Origin of the sequence: Rhizobium sp. Root1212 (assembly GCF_001424985.1) — a bacterium.
Classification (GTDB): domain Bacteria; phylum Pseudomonadota; class Alphaproteobacteria; order Rhizobiales; family Rhizobiaceae; genus Pararhizobium.
The window spans coordinates 920,469-942,510 of record NZ_LMDA01000001.1 but is presented as its reverse complement, the minus strand read 5'-3'; the positions used below and the strand labels follow the sequence as shown (position 1 = coordinate 942,510).

General features: G+C 63.0%; 19 protein-coding genes. 11 read left to right on the top strand and 8 right to left on the bottom strand.

From position 1 onward, the window contains the following. Positions 1-3: 3 nt before the first annotated feature. Positions 4-1,212, bottom strand: a complete 1,209-nt coding sequence (locus ASC86_RS04475) for an acetyl-CoA C-acetyltransferase (protein ID WP_056316597.1) — start codon at positions 1,210-1,212, stop codon at positions 4-6. A gap of 109 nt (positions 1,213-1,321) precedes the next feature. Next, positions 1,322-3,118: an acyl-CoA dehydrogenase C-terminal domain-containing protein gene (locus ASC86_RS04470; protein ID WP_056316594.1), complete on the bottom strand. Its 1,797-nt coding sequence runs from the start codon at positions 3,116-3,118 to the stop codon at positions 1,322-1,324. Positions 3,119-3,483: 365 nt separating this feature from the next. On the opposite strand from ASC86_RS04470, the gene ASC86_RS04465 reads away from it, so the two are divergent. The 5 genes from ASC86_RS04465 to ASC86_RS04445 all read left to right on the top strand — a co-directional run bounded on the left by ASC86_RS04465 (position 3,484) and on the right by ASC86_RS04445 (position 10,411). Beyond that, entirely contained in the window at positions 3,484-7,404 is a 3,921-nt protein-coding gene (locus tag ASC86_RS04465) for a peptidoglycan-binding protein (RefSeq protein WP_056318266.1), read from the top strand. A gap of 266 nt (positions 7,405-7,670) precedes the next feature. Next, positions 7,671-8,597, top strand: a complete 927-nt coding sequence (locus tag ASC86_RS04460; protein WP_056316592.1) for a sulfite exporter TauE/SafE family protein — start codon at positions 7,671-7,673, stop codon at positions 8,595-8,597. Then, positions 8,597-9,379: a TIGR02186 family protein gene (locus tag ASC86_RS04455; protein ID WP_056316589.1), complete on the top strand. Its 783-nt coding sequence runs from the start codon at positions 8,597-8,599 to the stop codon at positions 9,377-9,379. Before ASC86_RS04460 ends, ASC86_RS04455 begins: the two co-directional genes overlap by 1 nt. A 59-nt stretch (positions 9,380-9,438) precedes the next feature. Beyond that, positions 9,439-9,675 carry an Lrp/AsnC ligand binding domain-containing protein gene (locus tag ASC86_RS04450; RefSeq protein ID WP_056316586.1) on the top strand — a complete coding sequence of 79 codons (237 nt, stop codon included), beginning with the start codon at positions 9,439-9,441 and terminating at the stop codon, positions 9,673-9,675. A gap of 172 nt (positions 9,676-9,847) precedes the next feature. Next, positions 9,848-10,411: a dihydrofolate reductase family protein gene (locus ASC86_RS04445; protein ID WP_056316583.1), complete on the top strand. Its 564-nt coding sequence runs from the start codon at positions 9,848-9,850 to the stop codon at positions 10,409-10,411. A gap of 9 nt (positions 10,412-10,420) precedes the next feature. On the opposite strand, the gene pdeM is transcribed toward ASC86_RS04445, so the two are convergent. Further along, the gene (pdeM, locus tag ASC86_RS04440) at positions 10,421-11,149 is read right to left on the bottom strand and encodes a ligase-associated DNA damage response endonuclease PdeM (protein ID WP_056316580.1); all 729 of its coding nucleotides are present in this window, start codon (positions 11,147-11,149) and stop codon (positions 10,421-10,423) included. A gap of 28 nt (positions 11,150-11,177) precedes the next feature. Beyond that, the gene (locus ASC86_RS04435) at positions 11,178-13,706 is read right to left on the bottom strand and encodes a ligase-associated DNA damage response DEXH box helicase (RefSeq protein WP_056316577.1); all 2,529 of its coding nucleotides are present in this window, start codon (positions 13,704-13,706) and stop codon (positions 11,178-11,180) included. Between the two features lie 86 nt (positions 13,707-13,792). Between ASC86_RS04435 and ASC86_RS04430 the strand changes: the two genes are divergently transcribed. Then, the gene (locus tag ASC86_RS04430; protein WP_056316574.1) at positions 13,793-15,202 is read left to right on the top strand and encodes an adenylate/guanylate cyclase domain-containing protein; all 1,410 of its coding nucleotides are present in this window, start codon (positions 13,793-13,795) and stop codon (positions 15,200-15,202) included. Positions 15,203-15,205: 3 nt separating this feature from the next. Here ASC86_RS04430 and ASC86_RS04425 read toward each other — a convergent pair whose 3' ends face one another. Beyond that, positions 15,206-15,841 carry a YitT family protein gene (locus tag ASC86_RS04425; protein WP_056316572.1) on the bottom strand — a complete coding sequence of 212 codons (636 nt, stop codon included), beginning with the start codon at positions 15,839-15,841 and terminating at the stop codon, positions 15,206-15,208. A 185-nt stretch (positions 15,842-16,026) separates the two neighbouring features. After that, the gene (locus ASC86_RS04420; RefSeq protein WP_056316570.1) at positions 16,027-16,992 is read right to left on the bottom strand and encodes a methyltransferase domain-containing protein; all 966 of its coding nucleotides are present in this window, start codon (positions 16,990-16,992) and stop codon (positions 16,027-16,029) included. 116 nt (positions 16,993-17,108) lie between these two features. Here ASC86_RS04420 and ASC86_RS04415 point away from each other — a divergent pair, with 116 nt between their 5' ends. Genes ASC86_RS04415 through ASC86_RS04405 form a run of 3 tightly spaced genes read left to right on the top strand, consistent with a single transcriptional unit; the run spans position 17,109 to position 19,277 of the window. Further along, a complete protein-coding gene (locus ASC86_RS04415; protein WP_056316566.1) occupies positions 17,109-17,375 on the top strand; it encodes a DUF6460 domain-containing protein in 267 nt (88 codons plus the stop codon). A 1-nt stretch (position 17,376) separates the two neighbouring features. Beyond that, on the top strand, positions 17,377-17,877 hold the full coding sequence (locus ASC86_RS04410) for a CAP domain-containing protein (RefSeq protein WP_056316563.1): 501 nt from the start codon (positions 17,377-17,379) through the stop codon (positions 17,875-17,877). A 47-nt stretch (positions 17,878-17,924) separates the two neighbouring features. Continuing rightward, entirely contained in the window at positions 17,925-19,277 is a 1,353-nt protein-coding gene (locus ASC86_RS04405) for an MATE family efflux transporter (RefSeq protein WP_056316559.1), read from the top strand. Here the strand turns inward: ASC86_RS04405 and ASC86_RS04400 are convergent. Then, entirely contained in the window at positions 19,274-20,359 is a 1,086-nt protein-coding gene (locus tag ASC86_RS04400; RefSeq protein ID WP_056316556.1) for a quinone-dependent dihydroorotate dehydrogenase, read from the bottom strand. The two genes, ASC86_RS04405 and ASC86_RS04400, sit on opposite strands and share 4 nt — an antisense overlap. After that, complete coding sequence (locus ASC86_RS04395) at positions 20,359-20,703, bottom strand: DUF952 domain-containing protein (protein ID WP_056316552.1); 345 nt, start codon at positions 20,701-20,703, stop codon at positions 20,359-20,361. Before ASC86_RS04395 ends, ASC86_RS04400 begins: the two co-directional genes overlap by 1 nt. Before the next feature lie 128 nt (positions 20,704-20,831). On the opposite strand from ASC86_RS04395, the gene ASC86_RS04390 reads away from it, so the two are divergent. Both ASC86_RS04390 and ASC86_RS04385 read left to right on the top strand, forming a co-directional pair. After that, positions 20,832-21,260, top strand: coding sequence for a hypothetical protein (locus tag ASC86_RS04390; protein WP_056318265.1), 429 nt, complete (start codon positions 20,832-20,834; stop codon positions 21,258-21,260). Between the two features lie 75 nt (positions 21,261-21,335). After that, positions 21,336-21,983 carry a response regulator transcription factor gene (locus ASC86_RS04385; RefSeq protein WP_056316549.1) on the top strand — a complete coding sequence of 216 codons (648 nt, stop codon included), beginning with the start codon at positions 21,336-21,338 and terminating at the stop codon, positions 21,981-21,983. Positions 21,984-22,042: the final 59 nt, after the last annotated feature.

The following is a 22,042-nucleotide window of genomic DNA, read 5'->3' as shown; positions in this document are numbered from 1 at the left end:
ACCTTAGACGCGTTCGATAATCGTTGCGGTGCCCATGCCGGCGCCGATGCAGAGTGTGACGAGCGCGGTGTTGAGGTCGCGCCGCTCCAGTTCGTCGAGCACCGTGCCAAGGATCATCGCACCGGTCGCGCCGAGCGGATGGCCAAGCGCGATTGCGCCGCCATTGACGTTGATCTTGTCATGCGGAATGTCGAAGGCCTGCATATAGCGCAGGACGACGGCGGCGAAGGCTTCGTTGAGTTCGAAAAGATCGATGTCGGAAAGCTTCATGCCGGAGCGCTTCAGGAGCTTTTCCGTGACATCGACCGGGCCGGTCAGCATCAGCGCCGGATCGGAGCCTATATTGGCGAAGGCTTTGATGCGGGCGCGGGGCTTCAGGCTCATACTCTCGCCGCCCGCCTTCGAGCCGAGCAGCACGCCGGCCGCGCCATCGACGATGCCCGACGAATTGCCGGCGTGATGCACGTAGTTGATGCGCTCGATTTCCGGATGCGCCTGAATACCGACGGCCTCGAAGCCGCCCATTTCGCCGGGCATCTGGAAGGAAGGGTTGAGCGAGGCGAGGTTCTGCATCGTCGTGGTCGGACGCATGTGCTCGTCCTTGGCCAGGATGACGATGCCGTTCTGGTCCTTCACCGGAACGACGGAGCGGTCGAAATAGCCGTTGTCCCAGGAATGGCCGGCGCGCTTCTGGCTTTCGACGGCATAGGCATCGACGTCATCGCGCGAGAAACCGTATTTCGTGGCGATCAGGTCGGCGGAAACGCCCTGCGGCATGAAATAGCCGGGGAAGTTGACCGACGGGTCCATGTACCAGGCGCCACCCGACATGCCCATGCCGACGCGCGACATGCTTTCGACGCCACCGGCAATGACGATGTCATCGGCGCCTTGCGCGATCTTGCCGGCCGCGAAATTGACGGCATCGAGACCGGAGGCGCAGAAGCGCGAAATCTGCATGCCCGGAGCCTTGTTGGAATAACCGGCTTCGAAGGCCGCAGCCTTCGGGATGACCGCGCCAGCCTCGAACACCGGATCGACGCAGCCCATGATGATGTCGTCGACGGTCGAGGTGTCGAGCCCGTTGCGGTCGCGCAGTGCCTCCAGCACCTTGGCGGCGAGGCGCGGCGTCGGCACTTCGTGCAGCGCCCCATCCTTCTTGCCGCGCCCGCGCGGCGTGCGCACGTGGTCGTAAATGAAGACTTCGGTCATCGTGTCATCTCCCTTGAGCAGCTGTCGCCGCTATAATCCGTGTTTATTTGTCGCCTTGGCGTGCGCGGGGTCAACCCTCCCCACGAAGGGGGAGGGGTCTTTTACGACCTCAGAACGCGGCCGCGTCCAGTGCCATCAGTGTATCGGCGCCGGCTTCGATGCGGGCCTTGCGGAGCGCCGTTTCCGGCAGGATGCGTTCCATGAAGAACTTTGCCGTCACCAGCTTGTTCTTCAGGTAGTCGGCGCGGGCGCTGTCGCCGGAGGCCAGCGCGTCTTCCGCCGCCTTGGCGATCTTTGCCCACATATAGCCGAGAACCACGAGGCCGGAGAGGTGCATATAGTCGGTCGAGCCCGCACCGGCATTGTCCGGCTTGGCCATGGCGTTCGACATGAACCACATGGTCGCCGCCTGCAGGTCGTTCAGGCCCTTCTTCAGCGCCTTGGTGTAAAGCGTCAGCTTTTCGTCATTGCGGTTTTCTTCGCAGAAATCGCCGATTTCCTTGAACAGCGCCATGATCGCGCGACCGCCGTTGAGGCCAAGCTTGCGGCCGACGAGATCGAGCGCCTGGATGCCGTTGGCACCTTCATAGATCATGGCAATGCGCGCATCGCGCACATACTGGCTCATGCCATGCTCTTCGATATAGCCATGTCCGCCGAAGACCTGCTGGGCCATGACAGCGTGGTCGAAGCCCTTGTCGGTCAGGACGCCCTTGAGGATCGGGGTCATCAGGCCGAGGATGTCGTCGGCTGCCTGCCGGTCCTTCTCGTTGTCGCCGCGATGGGCGATGTCGGATTTCAGCGCCGTCCACAGCGTGAAGGCGCGACCGGCTTCGTTGAAGGCTTTGATCGTCATCAGCGTCCGACGGATGTCGGGATGCACGATGATCGGATCGGCCTTCTTTTCCGGCTCCTTGGCACCGGAGAGCGAGCGGCCCTGAATGCGCTCGCGGGCATAGTTCGCGGCGTTCTGGTAGGCCACTTCAGCAACCGAAAGACCCTGCAGGCCGACGCCGAGACGGGCCTCGTTCATCATCACGAACATGGCGTTGAGACCTTTGTTCTCCGCGCCGATGAGATAGCCCGTGGCTTCGTCATAGTTCATGACGCAGGTCGAGTTGCCGTGGATACCCATCTTGTGCTCGATCGCACCGCAGGAAACGCTGTTGCGCGCGCCGAGCGTGCCATCGGCTTCCACCATGAACTTCGGCACGATGAACAGCGAAATGCCCTTGACGCCTTCCGGTGCGCCCTCGATGCGGGCAAGCACCAGATGCACGATATTGTCGGACATATCGTGCTCGCCGGCGGAGATGAAAATCTTCTGGCCGGAAATCTTGTAGGAACCATCGCCCTGCGGCACGGCCTTCGAGCGCAGCAGGCCGAGGTCGGTGCCGCAATGGGGCTCGGTCAGGTTCATCGTGCCGGTCCAGGTGCCTTCGACCATCTTCGGCAGATAGGTGGCCTTCTGCTCATCGGAACCGTGGACGAGGATCGCGGCGATCGCACCCTGCGTCAGGCCGGGATACATGGTCAGCGCCATGTTGGCAGACGACATATATTCGCCGACGGCGGTGTGCAGCGTGTAGGGCAGGCCCTGACCGCCGAATTCTTCCGGCACGGCAAGACCGAGCCAGCCGCCTTCGCGATAGAGATCGAAGGCCTGCTTGAAGCCCTTGGGTGTTGTGACCGTCGCGTCGTCGTTGCGCTTGCAGCCTTCCTGATCGCCGGAGAGATTGACGGGGAACAGCACTTCCTCCGCAAGTTTGGCGGCCTCGCCGACGATCGCTTCGATCATGTCGGGGGTCGCATCGGCGAAACCGGGAAGATTGTTGTAACGCTCGATGCCGAGCACGTCGTTCAGGATGAAGAGGGTATCTTCGACCGGAGCCTTGTAGATGGGCATGTCTTTTCGTTCCTCGCCTGCAAATCCGAAAGGGGTTTCCTCGTAACCTTTGACATCATGCTACAAAACTTTGACGTTTGCGTAAACGTCAAAAAATGCGTGTCCCGCATTTTGCGCTGCACTGCGCGTCCGCGACGGCGTCTCTCCTCCCGCAAACAGAATGCGACCAAATCGTTAAAAAATTTCCGCGGCAGTTAACGGCTTGTTTACCACGTTTGGCGAAAGTGCGTGGTGAAACGGTCAATGCTGCTCCAGTCCTGTCTCCGCGTCGTCGCAGTCTTGTCCGGATCGGCAGCAGACCGGCATGGCAGATCGCCAGCCTTCGAAGCGGCCGGTCATGGCCGATGGAAGAGGCGAAGATTAAGATGAACGGATCGCGACCGCATAATTCCGGCTCTGGCACCCCGTCTTACGGCGGCGGCGAGCGTTCGTCGCTGGATGCGCTGAACCGGACGATCGAAGGTCTCGAATCGCGCATAGAAGGATTGATGGGCAACGCCGCCCGCGAGCCGAAATACCGGGCGCCCGAACGGGACGTTCCGCAGCGCCCCGATCCCGTATCCGAAATCATGCAGCGCCAGCGCGCCCTTGCGGCAAGCCGCGACGAGGTCGCCGGCCGTGGCGAGCGTTATGCCACGCAGGCCCGCCAGCCGGCGCCGCGCAACGCCTATCCCGACGAGCGGCGCACCTCGCCGCTGCGCGAAGCGCTCGCCCAGCGCGAGGCTCTTGCGCAACGCGACGCTCTTGCCCAACGCGACATGGCGCAGCGCGCAGCGGCCCCCGCTGCCGTTCGCGCGCCGCTGCGCGATCCCGCTCCCCAGCGGGAAACCTTCAGCCGTCCGGTCGAGCCGCGGCAGGATGCCGCCGTCGCCGACATCGCCCAGGCGCTGCTCGGCCTGCGCAAGGAACTGAAAGCCGATATCGCCGACGGCCTGTCGCGCGAGATGACGGCGCTGCGCAACGAAATCCGCGGCATCACCGCCGAAGCCGCGAAGGGCGAGGCCGGCCTTGCCGACATCCGCGGCGACCTGCAGTGGCTTTCCGAAAGCATCGCCCAGCTCGGCCGTCAGGCGCCGCCGGCCCAGGCCGACGCGCTGAAGGTGGAATTCGACGAGTTGCGCACCCTCATCGACGGACTTGCCCGCGAAGACGGCATGCGCCGCATGGAAGACCGCTGGAGCGCGGTCGAGGACCGGCTGTCGCATTTCGATTCCAACCGCGACGACGAGCTGGTGGCGCTCGCCTACCGCCTCGACGAGATCAAGTCGCAGATCGGCGGCATCAACAGCACCTCGGCCATCCACGCGCTGGAAGACAAGCTGGTTTCCATGGCCCAGGCCGTGGAAATGCTCAGCCGTCATGTGCAGCCGGATGACAGCCGTTTTGCCTCGCGCTTTGCCGATCTCGACATGCGCCTCGACGAGATCAGCCGCGCCATCGTTTCCAGCGGCCGCACGGCATCGAGCATCGATGCCGCCGCCGTCGATCGTGTCGAAAACCGCCTTGCCGATCTCGCCCACCAGATCGACATGCTGTCGCGCCCGGCCGACAACGGCGTGTCGAACCGCATCGAAGCGCTCGCCGTCCGGGTTGAGCAGCTTGCCAATGAAGAAGCGGCCGTTCGCCTCGAAGAACGTCTCGACCAGCTGTCGCTGATGTTCGAGCGCTCGCAGAAGAACGTCCAGCCCGATCTCACCGGCTATCTCAGCGATATCTCCCGCAAGATCGATGCGCTCGATCAGGGCGATGTCAACGAGGCGCTGGCCGAGCGTCTGGACGATCTCGCCCGCCGCATCGATGCGCTGGATGCCCCGACGGAAGCCTATCCGATCGGCGATCGCTTCGCGCGTCTGGAAGGCCAGCTGGCCGATATCGCCATCCGTCTCGAAGAGACCCATGCAGCCCCTTACGACGACAGCACGGCGCTGCGCGGCCTGCAGGATCAGATCGCCAATCTTTCCGCCCTCGTCAGCGAGCCGCGCCCGGTTGCATCAGCCGTTGCAAGCCTGCCGGCCGATCTCGAAAACCGCATGGGCGCGCTGGAAGATTATCTGGCGACCAGCGACGAATACATCATCGAAGCCGCCCGCCAGGCGGCCGAAGCGGTCATGGATGCCTATCAGCGCTCCGGCGGCATGCCCTCGGCTTCCGCCGGTAGCGATATTGCCGCGATCTCGGCGCTCGCCGGCGATCTGAAGGTTCTGGAAGAACTCAGCCGCTCCAGCGAGGAGCGCACCGCGCGCACCTTCGAAGCGCTGCACGAAACCCTCGTCCATATCGCTGAAAAGCTCGAACGCCTCGAAGACGGCGGCTATCGCGACGAGGCTCCCCGTCCGTTCGGCATGCGTGAGGCCGGCTTCGTGCCGCCGCAGATGCCGAAGGCGGCCGAGCCGGATTACGAAGACCCTTTCGCACAATATAATGATCAGGAGCCCCTGAAGCGCGACATGCGCGAACAGGCAAGCTCGGTTTCGCCCTCGGTTCTGATGCAGACGGCGGCGGATGAGGATGTGGTCACGGCGCTCCGCGACGAGGACCATATCGCCGAAGACGGCGCTATCTCCACCGAAGCCCGCCCGGTCGCGAAGAAGGGCCTGCTCGCAGGCCTCGCCCAGCGTTTCGCCGGCAAGCGCAACGAGGTTGCACGCGCCGACAGCCGCCAGACGGTCGAGCCGACGCCGTCGATCGATGCTGCCGATACGATCGCTCCCGATGTCGCCAACCAGTTGCTTGAGCCCGGTTCGGGCATGCCGGATGTGAAGAAGATTCTCGAGCGCGTGCGCGCCGGTCAGGCAAACCGCGGCGATATCGCGCCCGGCGAAGCTGACAAGGCCGATTTCATCGCCGCCGCGCGCCGTGCCGCCCAGCTTGCGGTCGAAGAATCCGATACGCTCGGCCAGCGTGGCCGTGTCGCCGCGCCGGCTTCCCCGGTCGGTGGCGCCTTTGCCCGCCATCGCCGCCCGATCCTTATGGCGGTCGGCGCCGTGTTGCTCGCCATCATGTCCTATCCGCTGGTCAACACGCTGATCCGTGGCGAGCGCGCTCCGGTCGCAGCCCCGGTTGCCATCGAACAGCAGGCCGAGGCGCCGGTCCAGGCCGAAATCCCCGCGCAGGTCGAAACGAAGAATGCCGCCGTTGCTCCGGCCACGGAGGAGGTCGCGCCGCTGTCGACCCTGCAGCCGCAGGATGGCGACCTCGAACCGGCAACGCCCGAAAACGCCGCACAGCCTGCTGCCAAGTCGCTCGAAGACGGTGCCGCGATCACCGAGCCGGCACCGATGGCAGCCGCAACGGCGACGCAGGAGCCTGCCAAGAACGGCGCCGATCTGCTCACGTCCCCCACGGACACCGCGATGGCGCCGGGCAGCTTCACAGCCACGCCGCCGCAGCCGGACAATGCTTTCGCCGCCCCGGCAAAGCCGGTCGAGCCGGTCGCCGTTCCCGCCGAAATCACCCAGCCGGCGCTGGTCGAGGCCGTCAAGGGCGGCGATCCGCTCGCCTATTTCGAAGTCGGCGCGATCTACACCGAAGGTCGCGGCGTCAAGGCAAACCTTGCCGAGGCCGCCAAATGGTACCAGCGCGCCGCCGATCAGGGCCTCGTTCCGGCCGAATACCGACTGGCGACGCTCTATGAAAAGGGCACCGGCGTTTCCCGCGATCTCGAAAAGGCCAAGACGCTCTATATGGATGCCGCCCGGAAGGGCAATGCCAGCGCCATGCACAATCTTGCCGTCATCCTCGCCAACGGCGGTGAAGCGGCGCCCGATTTCGCAGAGGCCGGCAAGTGGTTCGCCAAGGCGGCCGATCTCGGCCTGCGCGACAGCCAGTACAATCTCGCGATCCTTTATGCGCGCGGCAATGGCGTGAAGCAGGATCTGGCGGAGTCCTACAAGTGGTTTGCGGCTGCTGCCAAGAGTGGCGACACCGATGCCGCCCAGAAGCGCGAGGACGTCGCCAAGGCGATGAAGCCCGAGCAGCTGAAGGACGCCAAGGCCCGCTTCGAAGCGTGGAAGCCTTTGGACGTCGATGACAAGGCCAACAACGTCGTCGTACCGGACGCCTGGCTCGGCAAGAGCCCGACGACCGCCACCGTCGACATGTCCAAGGCGATCCGCAACATCCAGGCGATCCTCAACAACAACGGTTTTGATGCCGGCAAGCCGGATGGTAAGATCGGCACGAAGACGACGCTCGCCATCAAGGCCTTCCAGAAATCGATCGGTCAGGAGCCGAACGGCCAGATCAACGACGCCCTCGTTCGCGAACTTCTGAAGCGGAACGGATAAGCGACGCCTGCGGCCCCAATAATGCCGCAGAGCAACCGGAAAAGTTTGGCCCAATAGGCCAGGATGTCGGATGTGCTTGCCCTGCCTTGGCGGCGGGGCGGGCGCATTTGCGGCAGGCCGATGATTTAAGCGGGTATGAACCCTCTCTTCATTCATGGACGGCTATCATGGTCGCCGCGGTTCAGCCCTTCCGGGCAAAAAAGAATTTGGATGCGGTCTCGCAGGCATAACGGGCGAGGTGGTATCGGCTTATCGGGGTTCGAGTTGTGACGATCTACCTGCCTATTGCGGAATTGTCGGTCAATATCCTGATCATTCTCGGCATGGGCGCGGCCGTGGGCTTCCTGTCCGGCATGTTCGGCGTCGGCGGCGGCTTCCTGATCACTCCGCTCCTGATCTTCTACAACATCCCCCCCGTCGTCGCGGTCGCCACCGGTGCAAACCAGGTCGTGGCGTCCTCGATTTCCGGCGCGATCACCCATTTCCGGCGCGGCACCATCGATATCAAGCTCGGCACCGTGCTGCTCTGCGGTGGTCTTGCCGGGGCGACCGTCGGCATCTGGCTGTTTGCGCTGCTGCGCCGGCTCGGCCAGCTCGATCTCGTGATTTCGCTCGCCTATGTGCTGCTGCTCGGCACCGTCGGCTCGCTGATGCTGTGGGAAAGCATCAATGCCCTGCGCCGCGCTGCCCGCAACGAACAGGTCCAGCTCAAGCGGCCCGGCCATCACAACTGGGTGCATCGCCTGCCGCTGAAGATGCGCTTCAAGAAATCCAAGATCTACCTGAGCGTTATCCCGGTTGCGGCACTCGGTTTCTGCATCGGCGTGCTCACCTCGGTCATGGGTGTCGGCGGCGGTTTCATCATGGTGCCGGCGATGATCTATCTCCTGCGCATCCCGACCAATGTCGTGGTCGGCACCTCGCTGTTCCAGATCATCTTCGTGTCCGCCTATACGGTGATCGTGCAGGCGACGGCGAACTATACGGTCGATATCGTGCTTGCCTTCGTGCTGATGGTCGCCGGCGTCGTCGGCGCGCAATATGGCGTGCGCGTCGGCCAGCGGCTGCGAGGCGAACAGCTGCGCGCGCTGCTGGCGCTGCTGGTGCTTGCCGTCGGCATCCGGCTTGCCGTCGAACTCGTCATCCCGCCGAAGGAAATCTATTCGGTCGTTTCCGCGGGGCTCGGCTACTGATGCGCATCCTTGCCGCCCTTTTCCCGCTCCTGCTTTTCGTTGCAGCCCCTGCGCAGGCCGAGCCGCAGGATTTCCCCGAAAAGCTCGATATCGGCATCTCCACCGACGAGATCGCCATCACCTCGGATTTCCGCGGTGCCGATCTCACCATCTTCGGCGCCATCGATGGCTTCAACGCCAATCTGCTGGCCCAAGGCAAATACAACATCGTCGTGGCGCTCGAAGGGCCGAAGGAAAGTTCGACGGTGCGCAAGAAGCAGCGCATCTTCGGCATCTGGATCAACACCAGCTCGATGACCTTCGAACTGGTGCCGGAATCCTACTCGTTGTCGAGCACCCGCGATATCGAGACCATCGCCCCGCCCGACCAGATGAACAATATGGGCATCGGCGTGAACCATATGCCGCTGACGCCGGTGGGCTATATCGGCGACGGCTCGAGTGTCGGCGAGTTCAGGGATGCCTTCCGCCGTCTGCGCGAGGCGACCGGCGTCTACCAGCGCGACCCCGGCGGCGTGCAGTTCATCAGCTCCAGCCTGTTCAAGGCCTCGGTGCGCCTGCCCGCGGATGTGCCGAACGGCGTGCATGTGGTGCGCGCCTATCTTTTCCGCGAGGGCGTGTTCGTTGCCGCGAAGGCTTTGCCGCTTCGGGTGGTCAAGACCGGTCTCGAAGAGGCAATCACCCAGGCCGCCCATAAAAGGCCGTTCCTCTACGGCATCGTCGCCGTGCTTCTCGCCCTCGTCACCGGCTGGGTCGCCAGCGTTGTCTTCCGCCGCGATTGATCCGCTTTGCGAGCGGCCGAAAACGCGCTATTCCGACGGAAACATCAGGAGAGTGATCCATGAAGCCGATTTTCGTTCAGCTGCAATGCGCGCCGGGCAAGACCTACGAGGTCGCAGACGAGATTTATCGCAAGGAAATCGTCTCGGAGATGTATTCGACCAGCGGCGACTACGACCTGATGATCAAGGTCTATGTCGATGAGGACCAGGATATCGGCAAGTTCATCAACGACAACATCGCCACCGTGCCCGGCATCAACCGTTCGCTGACGACGCTGACCTTCAACGCCTTCTAAGACGGCAGCAAGGCCCGATATCTCCTTCCCTGTTCCAACGGCTGTAATGCCGTGGCTTCCGGCCACGGCATGTTTTCGCGCGTCTCCAGCCGATTGCATTTCAGGAGCACTTTGTTATGATCGACTGATTGCAATATGCAATCGGATTGGCGACAGCTCGGAGGAGAAGGTCATGCGCAAGCTCATCGTCTGGAATCTCATGACGCTCGACGGCTATTTCGAAGGTACCAAGCCTTGGGATATCGGGTTCCACACACTCGTCTGGGGCAACGATCTGGAGGAGTTCAGCCGCCAGCAACTCGGTCATGAATGCGACCTGCTGGTCTTCGGCCGCAAGACCTATGAAGGCATGGCTGCCTACTGGACGACGGCGGAAGAGGAAGACGAAATCAAGACCCAGATGAACGGCATCGCCAAGATCTGCGTCTCCCGCAGCTTGACGGAAGCAACGTGGAACAACACCCGTCTTGTCCATGATCCGGTCATGGAACTGACGAAACTCAAGCAGCAGCCGGGAAAGACCATCTTCATCTTCGGCAGCGCCGAACTGGTGGACAGCCTGCTGGACGCCGGCCTCATCGACGAAATCCGCCTCTGCCTCGTGCCCGTCGTGCTCGGCGGCGGCAATCCGCATTTCAAGCCATCCGGTCATTCGCGGCCGATGGCCTTGCTGGAAGCCCGCCCGTTGGAAAATGGGGGCGTTATTTTGCGTTACAAGGTCGGTGCTGCAGCTTAGCGGGTGGTCTCAGCCTACCAGGTTTCCAAACGGTACCGAGTAGATCCGGTCGCGCCCGAGCATATGAGCGACGAGGCGAGGGCGGTCGAAGAGGCCGGTGAGCGCTTTGTGGCGCAGATCCAGCCCGCCGGTGGTGACGCCGAAGGCGGGCATGATCATCCGCGTGCCATCCGTCGCGAAACAGGCGCGGCGGACGCGTTTTTCGCGGCGCACGACGGTCGCGGCCGGGTGGAGATGGCCGGCGATTTCGCCCTCAGCATTGTCAGCCGACGGCTCATGGCGAAACACCAGATTGGAGAGGTGCAGCACATCCATCGAGATGCCGGGTAGGGTCGCGGCGCCATCCGGGTCATGATTGCCGTTGATCCAGACCCATTCGCGCCCCCGCGCCATGTCCTCGATCATCTGGCGGAATTGGGATGGCATCAGGCTTGAGCCGACCCGGTCATGGAAATTGTCGCCGAGGCTGATGACGATCTTCGGATCGTGCCGGGCAACGATCGCGTCGAGGATGCGCAGCGTCGCGAGCGTATCGTAGGGCGGCAGCATCATGCCGCGGCGGGCGAAGGCCGAGCCTTTTTCCAGATGCAGATCGGAAACGACGAGCACGCCGAGATCGGGCAAATGCAATCCGCCTAGCGGGTCGCAGAAGCCGGCGATCCCGTTGATCTCGATCCGCTCCGACAGTGCCGGATAGGCGGCGGATGCGGTCCTGTTGGCGAAGGCAAGGCGGTGCATGCGGTCCAGTCGTTGTCTCTAGCGGCGCTCAGTGGCCAGCCATGATTTCGTTCATCAGTTCATCTGCCGCTTCCGCCAGCAGGACATCCTGCGCATCGCCGGCGACGGTTTCGCGGCCGATTTCCAGCATGATCGGCACGGCCAGCGGCGAAACCCGGTCCAGCCGTTGGTGGCGGATATGGCTCTTGATTCGCATCAGCATATTCCCAAGCCGGCCGATATCCAAAAGCCCGGTCGCCGCATCGTTGCGGGTGGCTTCGAGCAGGATGTGGTCGGGCTCATGGCTGCGCAACACGTCGTAGATGAGATCGGCCGAAACCGTCACCTGCCGGCCGGTCTTTTCCTTGCCGGGATGCCGCTGGTCGATGAGCCCGGCAATGACGGCGCAATTGCGGAAGGTGCGTTTCAAAAGGAAGCTTTCGTTCAGCCACGCCTCGAGATCGTCGCCGAGCATATCTTCGTCGAACAGTTCGGAAAGCGATGGCTTACCTTTTTTGAACGCGGCGCCCATGTCGTCCAGACCCCAGATCGCCAGCGAATAATCCGTGGCGACAAAGCCGAGGGGTTTCAAGCCTGCCCGATCGAGACGGCGGGTCAGCAGCATGCCGAGCGTCTGGTGCGCCAGCCGGCCCTCGAAGGCATAGGAGACCATGAAATGCCGCTTGCCGTGCGGAAAGGTCTCGATCATCAGTTCGTCCTCCTTCGGCAGGCGGGAGAAATCCTTCTGCAGCGAAAGCCAATCCCGCACCTGCTCCGGCAGGCTCGCATGCCGGCTCGGGTCCGCCAGCATTTTTCGCACCTGCGCGGCGAGATAGGTGGAGAGCGGAAACTTGCCGCCGGCGTAAGACGGCACTTTCGGATCGAGCGTATAGCCCTGGCTCACCAGGCATTCGTTTTCGCGAATGCCTTCGAAGCGCAGCACCTTGCCGGAAAACAGGAAGGTATCGCCCGGCGACAGCATTTCGAGAAAATATTCCTCGACCTTGCCGAGCGACATGCCGCCGCGACCAAGGGTGCCGCGGGCATTGCGCTTCACCAGACGTACATTGAGCATCGGCGATTCGATGATCGTGCCGATATTCAGCCGGTATTGCTGGGCGACCTGCGGGTTGGAAACGCGCCAAAGCCCTTCCTTGGTCTTTCGAATTTTGGCGTAGCGTTCATAGGTGCGCAGCGCATAGCCGCCGGTCGCCACAAAATCGATAATGCGTTCGAAGGTCTCCCAGGAAAGATCGACATAGGGCCAGGCACTGGTGATCTCAGCGTAGAGATCGAGCGGATCGAAGGGGGCGGCGCAGGCCATGCCGAGCACGTGCTGGGCCAGCACATCGAGCGCGCCACGCCCGACCGGCGGCGTATCCTGCGCGCCCAGATAATTGGCATCGAGCGCCGCCTGGCACTCCATCACCTCGAAACGATTTGCCGGCACGAGGAGGGCGCGGCTCGGCTCGTCCATGCGGTGGTTGGCGCGACCGATGCGCTGGGCAAGCCGGCTTGCCCCCTTTGGCGCGCCGACATGGATCACCATATCGACATCGCCCCAGTCGATGCCGAGATCGAGCGTCGAGGTTGCGACGACGGCGCGTAGCTTGTTTTCGGCCATGGCCGCTTCCACCCGCCGCCGCTGGGCGACATCGAGCGAGCCGTGATGCAGCGCGATCGGCAGATTATCGTCGTTGATGGTCCAGAGTTCCTGGAAAAGCCGCTCTGCCTGGCTGCGGGTGTTGACGAAGAGCAGGGTCGTCTTCGTATCGCGTATCGCCTCATAGACCGCCGGCATGGCATAGGTTGCCTGGTGGCCCGACCACGGCACGCGCTCTTCGGTCTTCAGGATACTGATTTCGGGCTTGGCACCCCCCGTCACGGTGATGAGCCCGGCATGCCGGTTTTCATCCGGCACCTGTGCCACCAGCCAGCGCTGCAGGTCCATGGGGTCGGCGACGGTAGCGGAAAGGCCGATGGTCTGCAGGTTCGGCTGAAGCCGCCGCAACCGCGAAAGTCCGAGCGACAGCAGGTGCCCGCGCCTGGAGGTGACGAGCGAATGCAGTTCGTCGAAGACGACGTATCGCAAATCCTTGAAGAAACGCTCCGCCTCGCCGTTGGCGAGGAGAAGGGCAAGCTGTTCCGGTGTCGTCAGCAGGATATCGGGCGGGTTGAGTTTCTGGCGCTGGCGCTTGGCCTGCGGCGTGTCGCCGGTGCGGTTTTCGATGCGCACCGGCAGGCCCATTTCGGTCACCGGCTTCATCAGGTTGCGTTCGATATCGACGGCCAGCGCCTTGAGCGGCGAGATGTAGAGCGTGTGAATGCCGGTAAAGGCCGATCCCGGGGGTATCTTGCCGCGCTCCGTCAATGACACCAACGAGGGCAGGAAGCCGGCGAGCGTCTTGCCGGCGCCGGTCGGCGCGATCAAGAGCATGCTTTCGCCGCACTGAACCCGTGAGAGCAGATCGAGCTGATGGGCGCGCGGGCTCCAGCCCTTTTCCGCGAACCAGCGCAGGAAGGGAGCGGGAAGTGTGATGGGCTCATAGGTGGCCCTTGCGGAATCGATCTGGTTCACGCGAACAAATGTAGATCAAACCGCGCGGAATTGAAGGGTCATCAGAAATTCGGTGCCCTTGTGTGCGGTTGGGTGTAGGATACACCATGAGCGAAGCCCAGTCTCTTTTCACGATGCTGCGCCAGATCGCGCAGCCCGCTATCGTCGATGCCATCGAGCGCTTTGTCAGGGATGCGCCCGACCGCCGGCTCTGCCGTGTCAACCCGCTCGCCTTCGCCGCCGAGCATGGGCTGGACGAGGAGCAGACCATCAACGCGTTCCTGCATGCTTCCCAGCTTGGCCTGTTCGAATTGTCCTGGAATGTGCTGTGCCCCGGTTGCGGCGGTGTGCTCGATGCCAATACTTCGCTGCGCACCGTCCAGAGCGACACCTATAGCTGCGCGCTGTGCGCGGCGGGCTATGAGCCGACGCTCGACGAAATGGTTGAGGTGACCTTCACCATTAGCCCCCGCATCCGTCACATCGAGGCCCACAATCCCGAGCAGCTGTCGCCGACCGAATATTTCCGGCAAATCTACTGGGGGTCGGGCATCGAACTGCCCGAAGAAGGTTTTGAAGCCAAGGTCGATGAATTCGTGCTGGAAGCGCTCGAACTGCCGCCGGGGGAAAAGGCCGTCATCTCGCTGCAGCTTCCGGCCGAATTCGTGATCATCTTCGAGCCGGTGACCCATGCGGCCCAGTTCATCGACGTGAAAGGCTCGCCCACCCGCGAGAGGCAAAACCTGACCATGATCTTCGACCGCGGCTTCCGTCACAGCGAAACGCTGGAGATGCAACCGGGGCCGCTGCGCCTCTCGGTCGAAAACCATACCGAGGTTCGCACGCTGCCGTCCGTCTGCGTCGCCAATGAAGCCCTGCACGACCTGCTCGGCCGCCGCCGTCCGTTCCTGACGGCAAAGCGCCTGCTCTCCAACCAGACGTTTCGCGATATCCACCGCACCGATACGGTCGAAGTCGATCAGCGCCTGAAGATCACCAGCCTGACCTTCCTGTTCACCGATCTGCGCGGATCGACCGAGCTTTACGAGCGGGTCGGCGATCTCGCCGCCTTCGATCTGGTGAAGACCCATTTCTCGATTTTGCGGGATATTGTCGGCGCGCAGGCCGGTGCCGTCGTGAAAACTATCGGCGATGCGGTGATGGCCACCTTCCCGGTGCCGAGCAGCGCGCTGCTTGCGGCGATGCGCATGCGCGATGCCATGCGCACGCTCAACGACGAGCGCGGCAGCGAGGACCTGCTGCTGAAGATCGGCATTCACGAAGGCCCCTGCATTGCGGTCAGCCTCAACGAGCGGCAGGATTATTTCGGGCAGACGGTCAACATCGCCTCCCGTGTGCAGCATCTGGCGACCTCAAGGGAGATTTTCGCGACCGGGGCCGTGCTCGACGATCCCGGTGTTCTGCAGCTTCTGGCCGGTCGAGGGCTCAATCCGCTATCGCAAAGCGTTGCGCTGCGGGGCGTCGCCGATGAGGTCAGGGTCTTTTCTATCCCCTGATCCTCAGAGCGCGATGTAGCGGTCGGCGCGATGGTTGACGGCCACGAACAGGTTCAGCACCACGGCACCGAGTACCGAATAGAACACGACCGGCGGCGTCGTGACGAAGAAGGCGGCCGCCAGCACGCAGAGGTCGATGCCGAGCTGCACCAGGCCGGCGCGGATGCCGAAACGCTCCTGCACGTAGACGCCGAGAATGCCGACGCCGCCGAGGCTGGCGCGGTGGCGATAGAGCGCCAGCACCCCATAACCCAGAAGCAGGCCGCCGAGCAGCGCCGCCCAAGCGGGATGCACCGAGGCGATCTTGAAGACATCCGCCTGAATATTGGTGAGCAGCGAGGTGATGCCGATGGCGATGAAGGTCTTTACCGTGAAGGCCATGCCGAGCTGCTTCCAGGAGAGATAGAAGAACGGCAGGTTGAGCAGGAAGAAGGCAAGGCCGAAATTCACGCCGAAGGCATAGTGCAACAGGAAGGCGACACCCGCCGTGCTGCCGGTGAGCAGGCCGGCGCTTGCCAGCACGTAAAGCCCGAGCGACGCGACGAGGCTGCCGGAAAAGATGCCCTGCACGTCTTCGACCGCCGTATGGCGCGTCGCGCTGGTGTTCCAGAAGCCAAGGGCACTCATAAGCTGGGTCATCGCGCGATCTCCGGATGCGGCAGGCAAAAAGGGCAGTCCGGCGGGACCGGCTGCTGATGTCGAGATTGATTTTTCCGGGGAAACCGGTGTTCGCCCTTCAGCGAATGAGCGGATTTTCAGGCTTTTCGCCGATGCAATCAAGCAAAATATGTAAGCAATGCTGACCTATTTTGAAATAGCAAGAATCATGCGCCGGGCTTGCCCTTCGCCGCAAGAAACAGAATGCCGAAAACCGGCTTTCCGCCATCATCGCGAATGGCCGTGCGGCTGATTTCGGTAAGGGCAAAGCCTTTGTCCTCGGCAAGCCCCCGGACATAGGCTTCGCTATGCGCATAGCGTAGCGAAGGACGCAGCGCGAACCTCGTTTCCGACGTGCTTTCGCCGGCTTCCAGATCCTCGACGGAAAAGGCAAACAGCCCGCGATCCGAAAGCAGCCGGTCGACGATCTCAAACACGCCTTCGAGATTGCCGAGATACATCAGCACGTCGGCGGCGCTGACGAGATCGGCACGGCCAGCCTTGCGCTCCGCATCGAAAAGCCCGCAGGCTTCCGCGGAAAGCGAAAGATCGGCCTGTCCCAACCGGTCGTAAAGCTTCTTGGCTTCGGCTTTGGCCAGCATGTTGGCGGAAAGATCGACACCTTCGAGAGTATCGGTCGCTTCCCTGATTTCCGAGCCAAAAAGGCCGGTGCCGCAGCCGAGGTCGATCGTGTGGGCAAAGCGGGCCTTGCCGGCATGGTTGGCGATGAGCGCTGCAAGCTTCCGCGGCACGGTGTAGTTCAGCCGCTCGACCAGCGCTGCGTCGAACCGGTCGGCATAATCGTCGAACAGCCGCTCGACATAGGAACTTGGCGGCTGCTCGGGGGTCTCGGCATCCCCCAGCAGCGCAAGCTTCAGCCCGGCGCCGAAGATATCGTCGGGATTAAGTTCCAGCACCCGTTTCAGCGCCTTTGCCGCGGCCTCTTTCCCGCCGGATTTTTCCTCATAGTCGGCGAGCCGGAACCAGCCTGCCGCCCAGTCGGGCACCAGTTCCAGCGCCTGGCGCATCAGGTCTGCGGCATCCGCATGGTCGCCGGTCTCGGCGAGCATGTTAGCATATTCGGCGCGGCGGTCGGCGATCAGGTCGCCGGAGGACAGCTGATGAAGGTTCATGGGGTACCTCTGGTCCCGGAAGACTGAAATGGCAAGCGGGATTTTCCCGGCGAAGGCTGGCGTCTTGCCCCGAGGGGCGCGGCAGCTTATGGGGATGGTAAACAGGAGATTTCCAGATGGCCGATGGCCTCAACAGAATTCTGGGCGATTCGCCCGGCCGGGTGATCGTCAAGCTGCTCGTCGTTTCGATCGTCGTCGGCTTCATCATGTCGGTGCTCGGCTTCACGCCCTATGACCTAATCTATGGTATCAGGGATTTCGTCCTCGATCTCTGGCGTTCCGGCTTTGCGGCGCTCGGCCGTGTCGGCGATTATCTCCTGATCGGCGCCGCGGTGGTCATCCCCGCCTTCATCATCATCCGGTTGTTCAGCTACAGACGTTGATATGCAAAACCTTGTCCCCCGGCGCGGCCTCCTGAAGGCCGGCGCTTTTCTCTCGCTTGCGGCCCTTGCTGGCTGCGTCAGCACTAAACCCGAAAAGCCCTCCGGCAACGGCAGCGACCAGACCGAGGCGACGCTCGGCTATGTCAATGCGCTGCGCAAGGAAAAGGGCCTGTCGCCGCTTTCCAACGACCCGGTCGCTGCGGCCGCAGCGCTTTCGCAGGCAAGCCGCATGGCGAAAAACGGCAAGATGAGCCACCTGATCGGCTTCCGCGACAGCTTTCTCGACCGGATGAAGGGACAGGGTGTTGCCCTGCCGGCTGCGGAAAACATCGCCGCCGGGCAGGACGACGCCGAAAGCGCCTATCAGGCCTGGTATCGCTCGCCGAAACATCTGGAAAACATGCTGGGCAGCGGTTATCGCGGCTTAGGGGTAGCGGTCGTCAGAAATCCCGCTTCCGGAAACCGGCCTTATTGGGCCATGGTGCTTTCCTCTTCCGGTTGATTCCCCGATGTGGGCTCCGGGCAGGATAACCGAACGGAACCACGCCGATGACGACAGCCGAAAAGATCGATGACAATGCCCATGGTGCCGGGCCGTTCCTCGTCACCAACCGGCTGATCCTATCGATCGCCATCCCGATGACGCTCGGTTTCCTCACCACGCCGCTGCTGGGGCTGGTGGATACCGCCGTCGTCGGCCGTCTCGGTCAGGCGACGCTGCTGGCCGGTCTAGCGGTCGGCGCCATCCTCTTCGACCTGATCTTCACTACCTTCAATTTCCTGCGCGCATCGACGACCGGGCTTGTGGCCCAGGCCTTCGGCCGCGGCGACCGGGCGGAAGAGCAGGCCGTCTTCTGGCGGTCGATGGTGATCGCCGTCGTCAGCGGTATCGCCATCGTGCTGATCTCGCCGCTTGTGCTCTCGGCCGGTCTCTGGCTGCTGGCGCCGGGGCCGGAGGTGGCCGAGGTCACCCGCACCTATTTCCTCTATCGCATCCTCTCCGGCCCCTTCGCGCTCGCCAATTATGCCATTCTCGGCTTCGTGCTTGGTCGCGGACAGGGCACGACCGGCCTTCTGCTCCAGACGCTGATCAACGGCGTCAACATCGTGCTGTCGATCTTCCTCGGCCTCCATCTGGGCTGGGGCGTGATGGGCGTGGCGCTCGCCACCGTCACCGGCGAGACCATCGGCGCGATCGTCGGCTTCGCCATCGTCTGTTCCCGTTTCGACCGCGCGATTGCACCGACCTGGGCCGAAATCTTCTCCATGGCGCGGCTGAAGCCGCTCTTCGGCCTCAACCGCGATATCATGATCCGCTCCTTCGTGCTGCTGGCCGCCTTCACGCTGATGACGCGCATCGGCACGAGCTTCGGCCCGGTGACGCTGGCCGCCAATGCCGTGCTGATGAGCATCTTTCTGCTGGCCGGCTATTATCTCGATGGTCTTGCCAACGCGGCCGAGCAATTGACGGGCCGTGCGATCGGCGCCCGTTTCCGCCCGGCTTTCGACCGGGCATTGAAGATGACCGCCACATGGTCGCTGGCGCTGGCCGCAATGACGACCGTCGCCTTCTTCATCGTCGGTGATCGGTTGATCGATACCTTGACGACGGCGGCCGATGTCCGCGCGGTCGCCTACGAATACATGCCCTGGGCCGCGATCACGGCGATCACCGGCGCGCTCGCCTTCCTGATGGATGGCGTCTTCATCGGCGCCACGTGGTCGCGGGATATGCGCAACATGATGCTGCTCGCCTTCGCCGGCTATGTCGCGGCGCTATTGGTGCTCGTGCCGCTGTTCGGCAATCACGGGCTTTGGGCCGGGCTCAATCTTTTCCTGCTCTTCCGCGGCGTCTTCCTGCTGGCGCTGGTGCCGCGGCGGGCGAGGGCGAGCTTCGCTTAAAAGCGGCTGGCCCACTGATCCGTCTTGCTGCCGCGGATGTCCGATATCGAGGACAGATTTTCGCGGTCGCAAATTTCCGAAAGCCCGCGGATGATGCGGCTGGCCAGCAACGGCCCTTCATAGACCATGCAGGAATAGAGCTGCACGAGATCGGCGCCGGCCCGGATTTTCTCCGCCGCCGTTTCCGCCGAGGAAACACCGCCTACGCCGATGATCGGCAAGTCAGGCCCGACGCGCTTGCGCATCTTGGCGAGAACGGCGGTGGAACGGGCAAACAGCGGCTTGCCGGAAAGCCCGCCGGCCTCCTTCGCCTGCGTCTGGTCCTTCAGCCCGTCGCGCGACAGCGTCGTGTTGGAAACGATCAGCCCGTCGAGCTTGTGGTCGAGCACTTCGGCGGCGATGTCGTCCATGCCTTCCTCGGTGAGATCGGGCGCGATCTTGAGGAACACCGGCACATGCCGTCCATTCTTTTTCGCTTCGTCGTCGCGGGCGGCGAGCACGGCGGAAAGCAGCGCGGCAAGGCTTTCGCGCGCCTGCAGGTCCCGCAGGCCCGGCGTGTTGGGCGAAGAGATATTGGCCGTGAAATAGCGGGCGAGCGACGCGAAACGGCGGATGCCCGCGACATAATCGGCAATGCGGTCGGCACTGTCCTTGTTGGCGCCGATATTGACGCCGATCAGGCCATTGCCGCGCAGCTTCGAAAGCCGCTCATAGGCCGCCTCATGGCCGGCATTGTTGAAGCCGAGACGGTTGATCACGGCTTCATCGTCCACCAGCCGGAAGATGCGGGGCTTGTCGTTGCCGGCCTGCGGCTTCGGCGTGATGGTGCCGATCTCGGTGAAGCCGAAGCCGAGCTTCAGGATTTCCTCCGGCACCTCGGCGTTCTTGTCGTAGCCTGCGGCAAGCCCCAGCGGATTGGCAAAAGTCAGGCCGGCGATCGTCTGCGTCAGCCGCGGATCGGCTGGCACGCTGCAAGCTGGCACCAGCCCGGTTTTCAGCGCCTTGATCGAAAACCCATGGGCGGCTTCGGGATCGAAAAGAAACAGGCCGCGGCGGCCGAGCGACTGGAAAAGATCGAGCATCAGGCAAGCTCCGGAAAGATATGGGCGCCATCGCTGCCGAGCGGCAGCGGCTTTTCCCAGAGGACGGCGGAAAGCGGCAAGGTGCCGTAGAGATGGGGAAAGAGATCACCCCCGCGGGACGGCTCATAGACCAGCGCTTCCCCAAGCGTTCCGCCGTCGACGGCGACGAGCATCAGCCTGTCCTGGCCGGCAAAATGGCGGGCGGCGGTTTCCACGGCTTGAGCGGCTGTCGAGAAATGGATGAAGCCATCGGCGTGATCGACCGGGGCGCCCTTGAATTCTCCACTTTTCAGCGCATCTTGCCACAGAGTTGTCGGAACGATTTTGTAGATGATCCTGGACATGCCGCCACCTCCTGACCGGGGGATATCGCAGCCGGATTGCCGCAATTGCGGCCGAAAGTCCACTAGTGCGAGGGCATTGGGTGCAGATTTTGGGCAGGAGAGACGTTATGAACAGATTGCTTTGGCCGATGCTTGCCGTGGCGGGTCTCGCTGGTGGCGTCGCCGCCGTCGTGCCGGTGGAGGCGCAGGAGCCCGCTCCGGGCCGCTACAGCATGCAGCGCACAGATAGCGGCATCGCCCGGCTTGATACGGAGACCGGCGAGGTCTCGCTCTGCCAGGAGAAGGACGGGCAGATGGTCTGCCGCATCGCCGCCGATGAGCGCACCGCCTTCGAACTGGAACTCGATCTCCTGACCAAGCGCGTTGAAACCTTGGAAAATGCCCTTCAGAATGGCCAGTTCAGCGCGAAACCGCGCCTGCCGACCGATGAAGAGATTGACCAGACAATGGGCATCATGGAAAGAATGATGCGAAGCTTCATGGGGATCGTGAAAGATCTGGAGGGCGAGGAGCGCAAAGTGCCAAACTCGCTGGGCGAGGAGCCCCAGAAAACCTGAAACGGCTTTCCGATCCATGATGCCGGTCCGCGGAGAGATGTCCGCCGGCCCGTCAAGCTCTTGGGAGGGAGCGCCATGACATCGGGATTGACCATCATCATCGCGGACGACCATCCGCTGTTTCGCGGCGCCATGCGCCAGGCGCTCACGGGCATGGACGGCAATGCCGAGATCGTCGAGGCCGGAGACTTCACCGCCGCGCGGCAGGCGGCGATCGACCACCCCAATGCCGACCTTCTGCTGCTCGACCTCACAATGCCCGGCGTCAGCGGCCTTTCCGGGCTGATCGCGCTACGCGCCGAATTCCAGAGCCTGCCGGTCATGGTGGTCTCCGCCCATGACGACAATGCGACGATCCAGCGGGCGCTGGAACTGGGAGCGAGCGGCTTCCTGTCGAAATCGGCGGGACTCGAGGAAATCCGCCAGGGCATCGACACCGTCATGGCTGGCAACATCTTCACCCCCGCGGGCTTCGAAAGCGGCGTGGAGCACGAGCCGGAAGTGGCGGAATTGCTCCAGCGGCTGCAGACCCTGACGCCGCAGCAATCCCGCGTGCTCGGCATGCTGGGCGAGGGGCTGCTGAACAAACAGATCGCCTATGAACTCGGCGTCTCCGAAGCGACGATCAAGGCGCACGTCTCGGCGATTTTGCTGAAGCTCAACGTCGATAGCCGCACGCAGGCGGTGATCCAGCTCGGCAAGATCGCAGCTGTTGCTGCGTAACGCACTTCCCTTCCCGCCTGCGGGGAGAAGGTGCCCGGAGGGCGGATGAGGGGGACTTC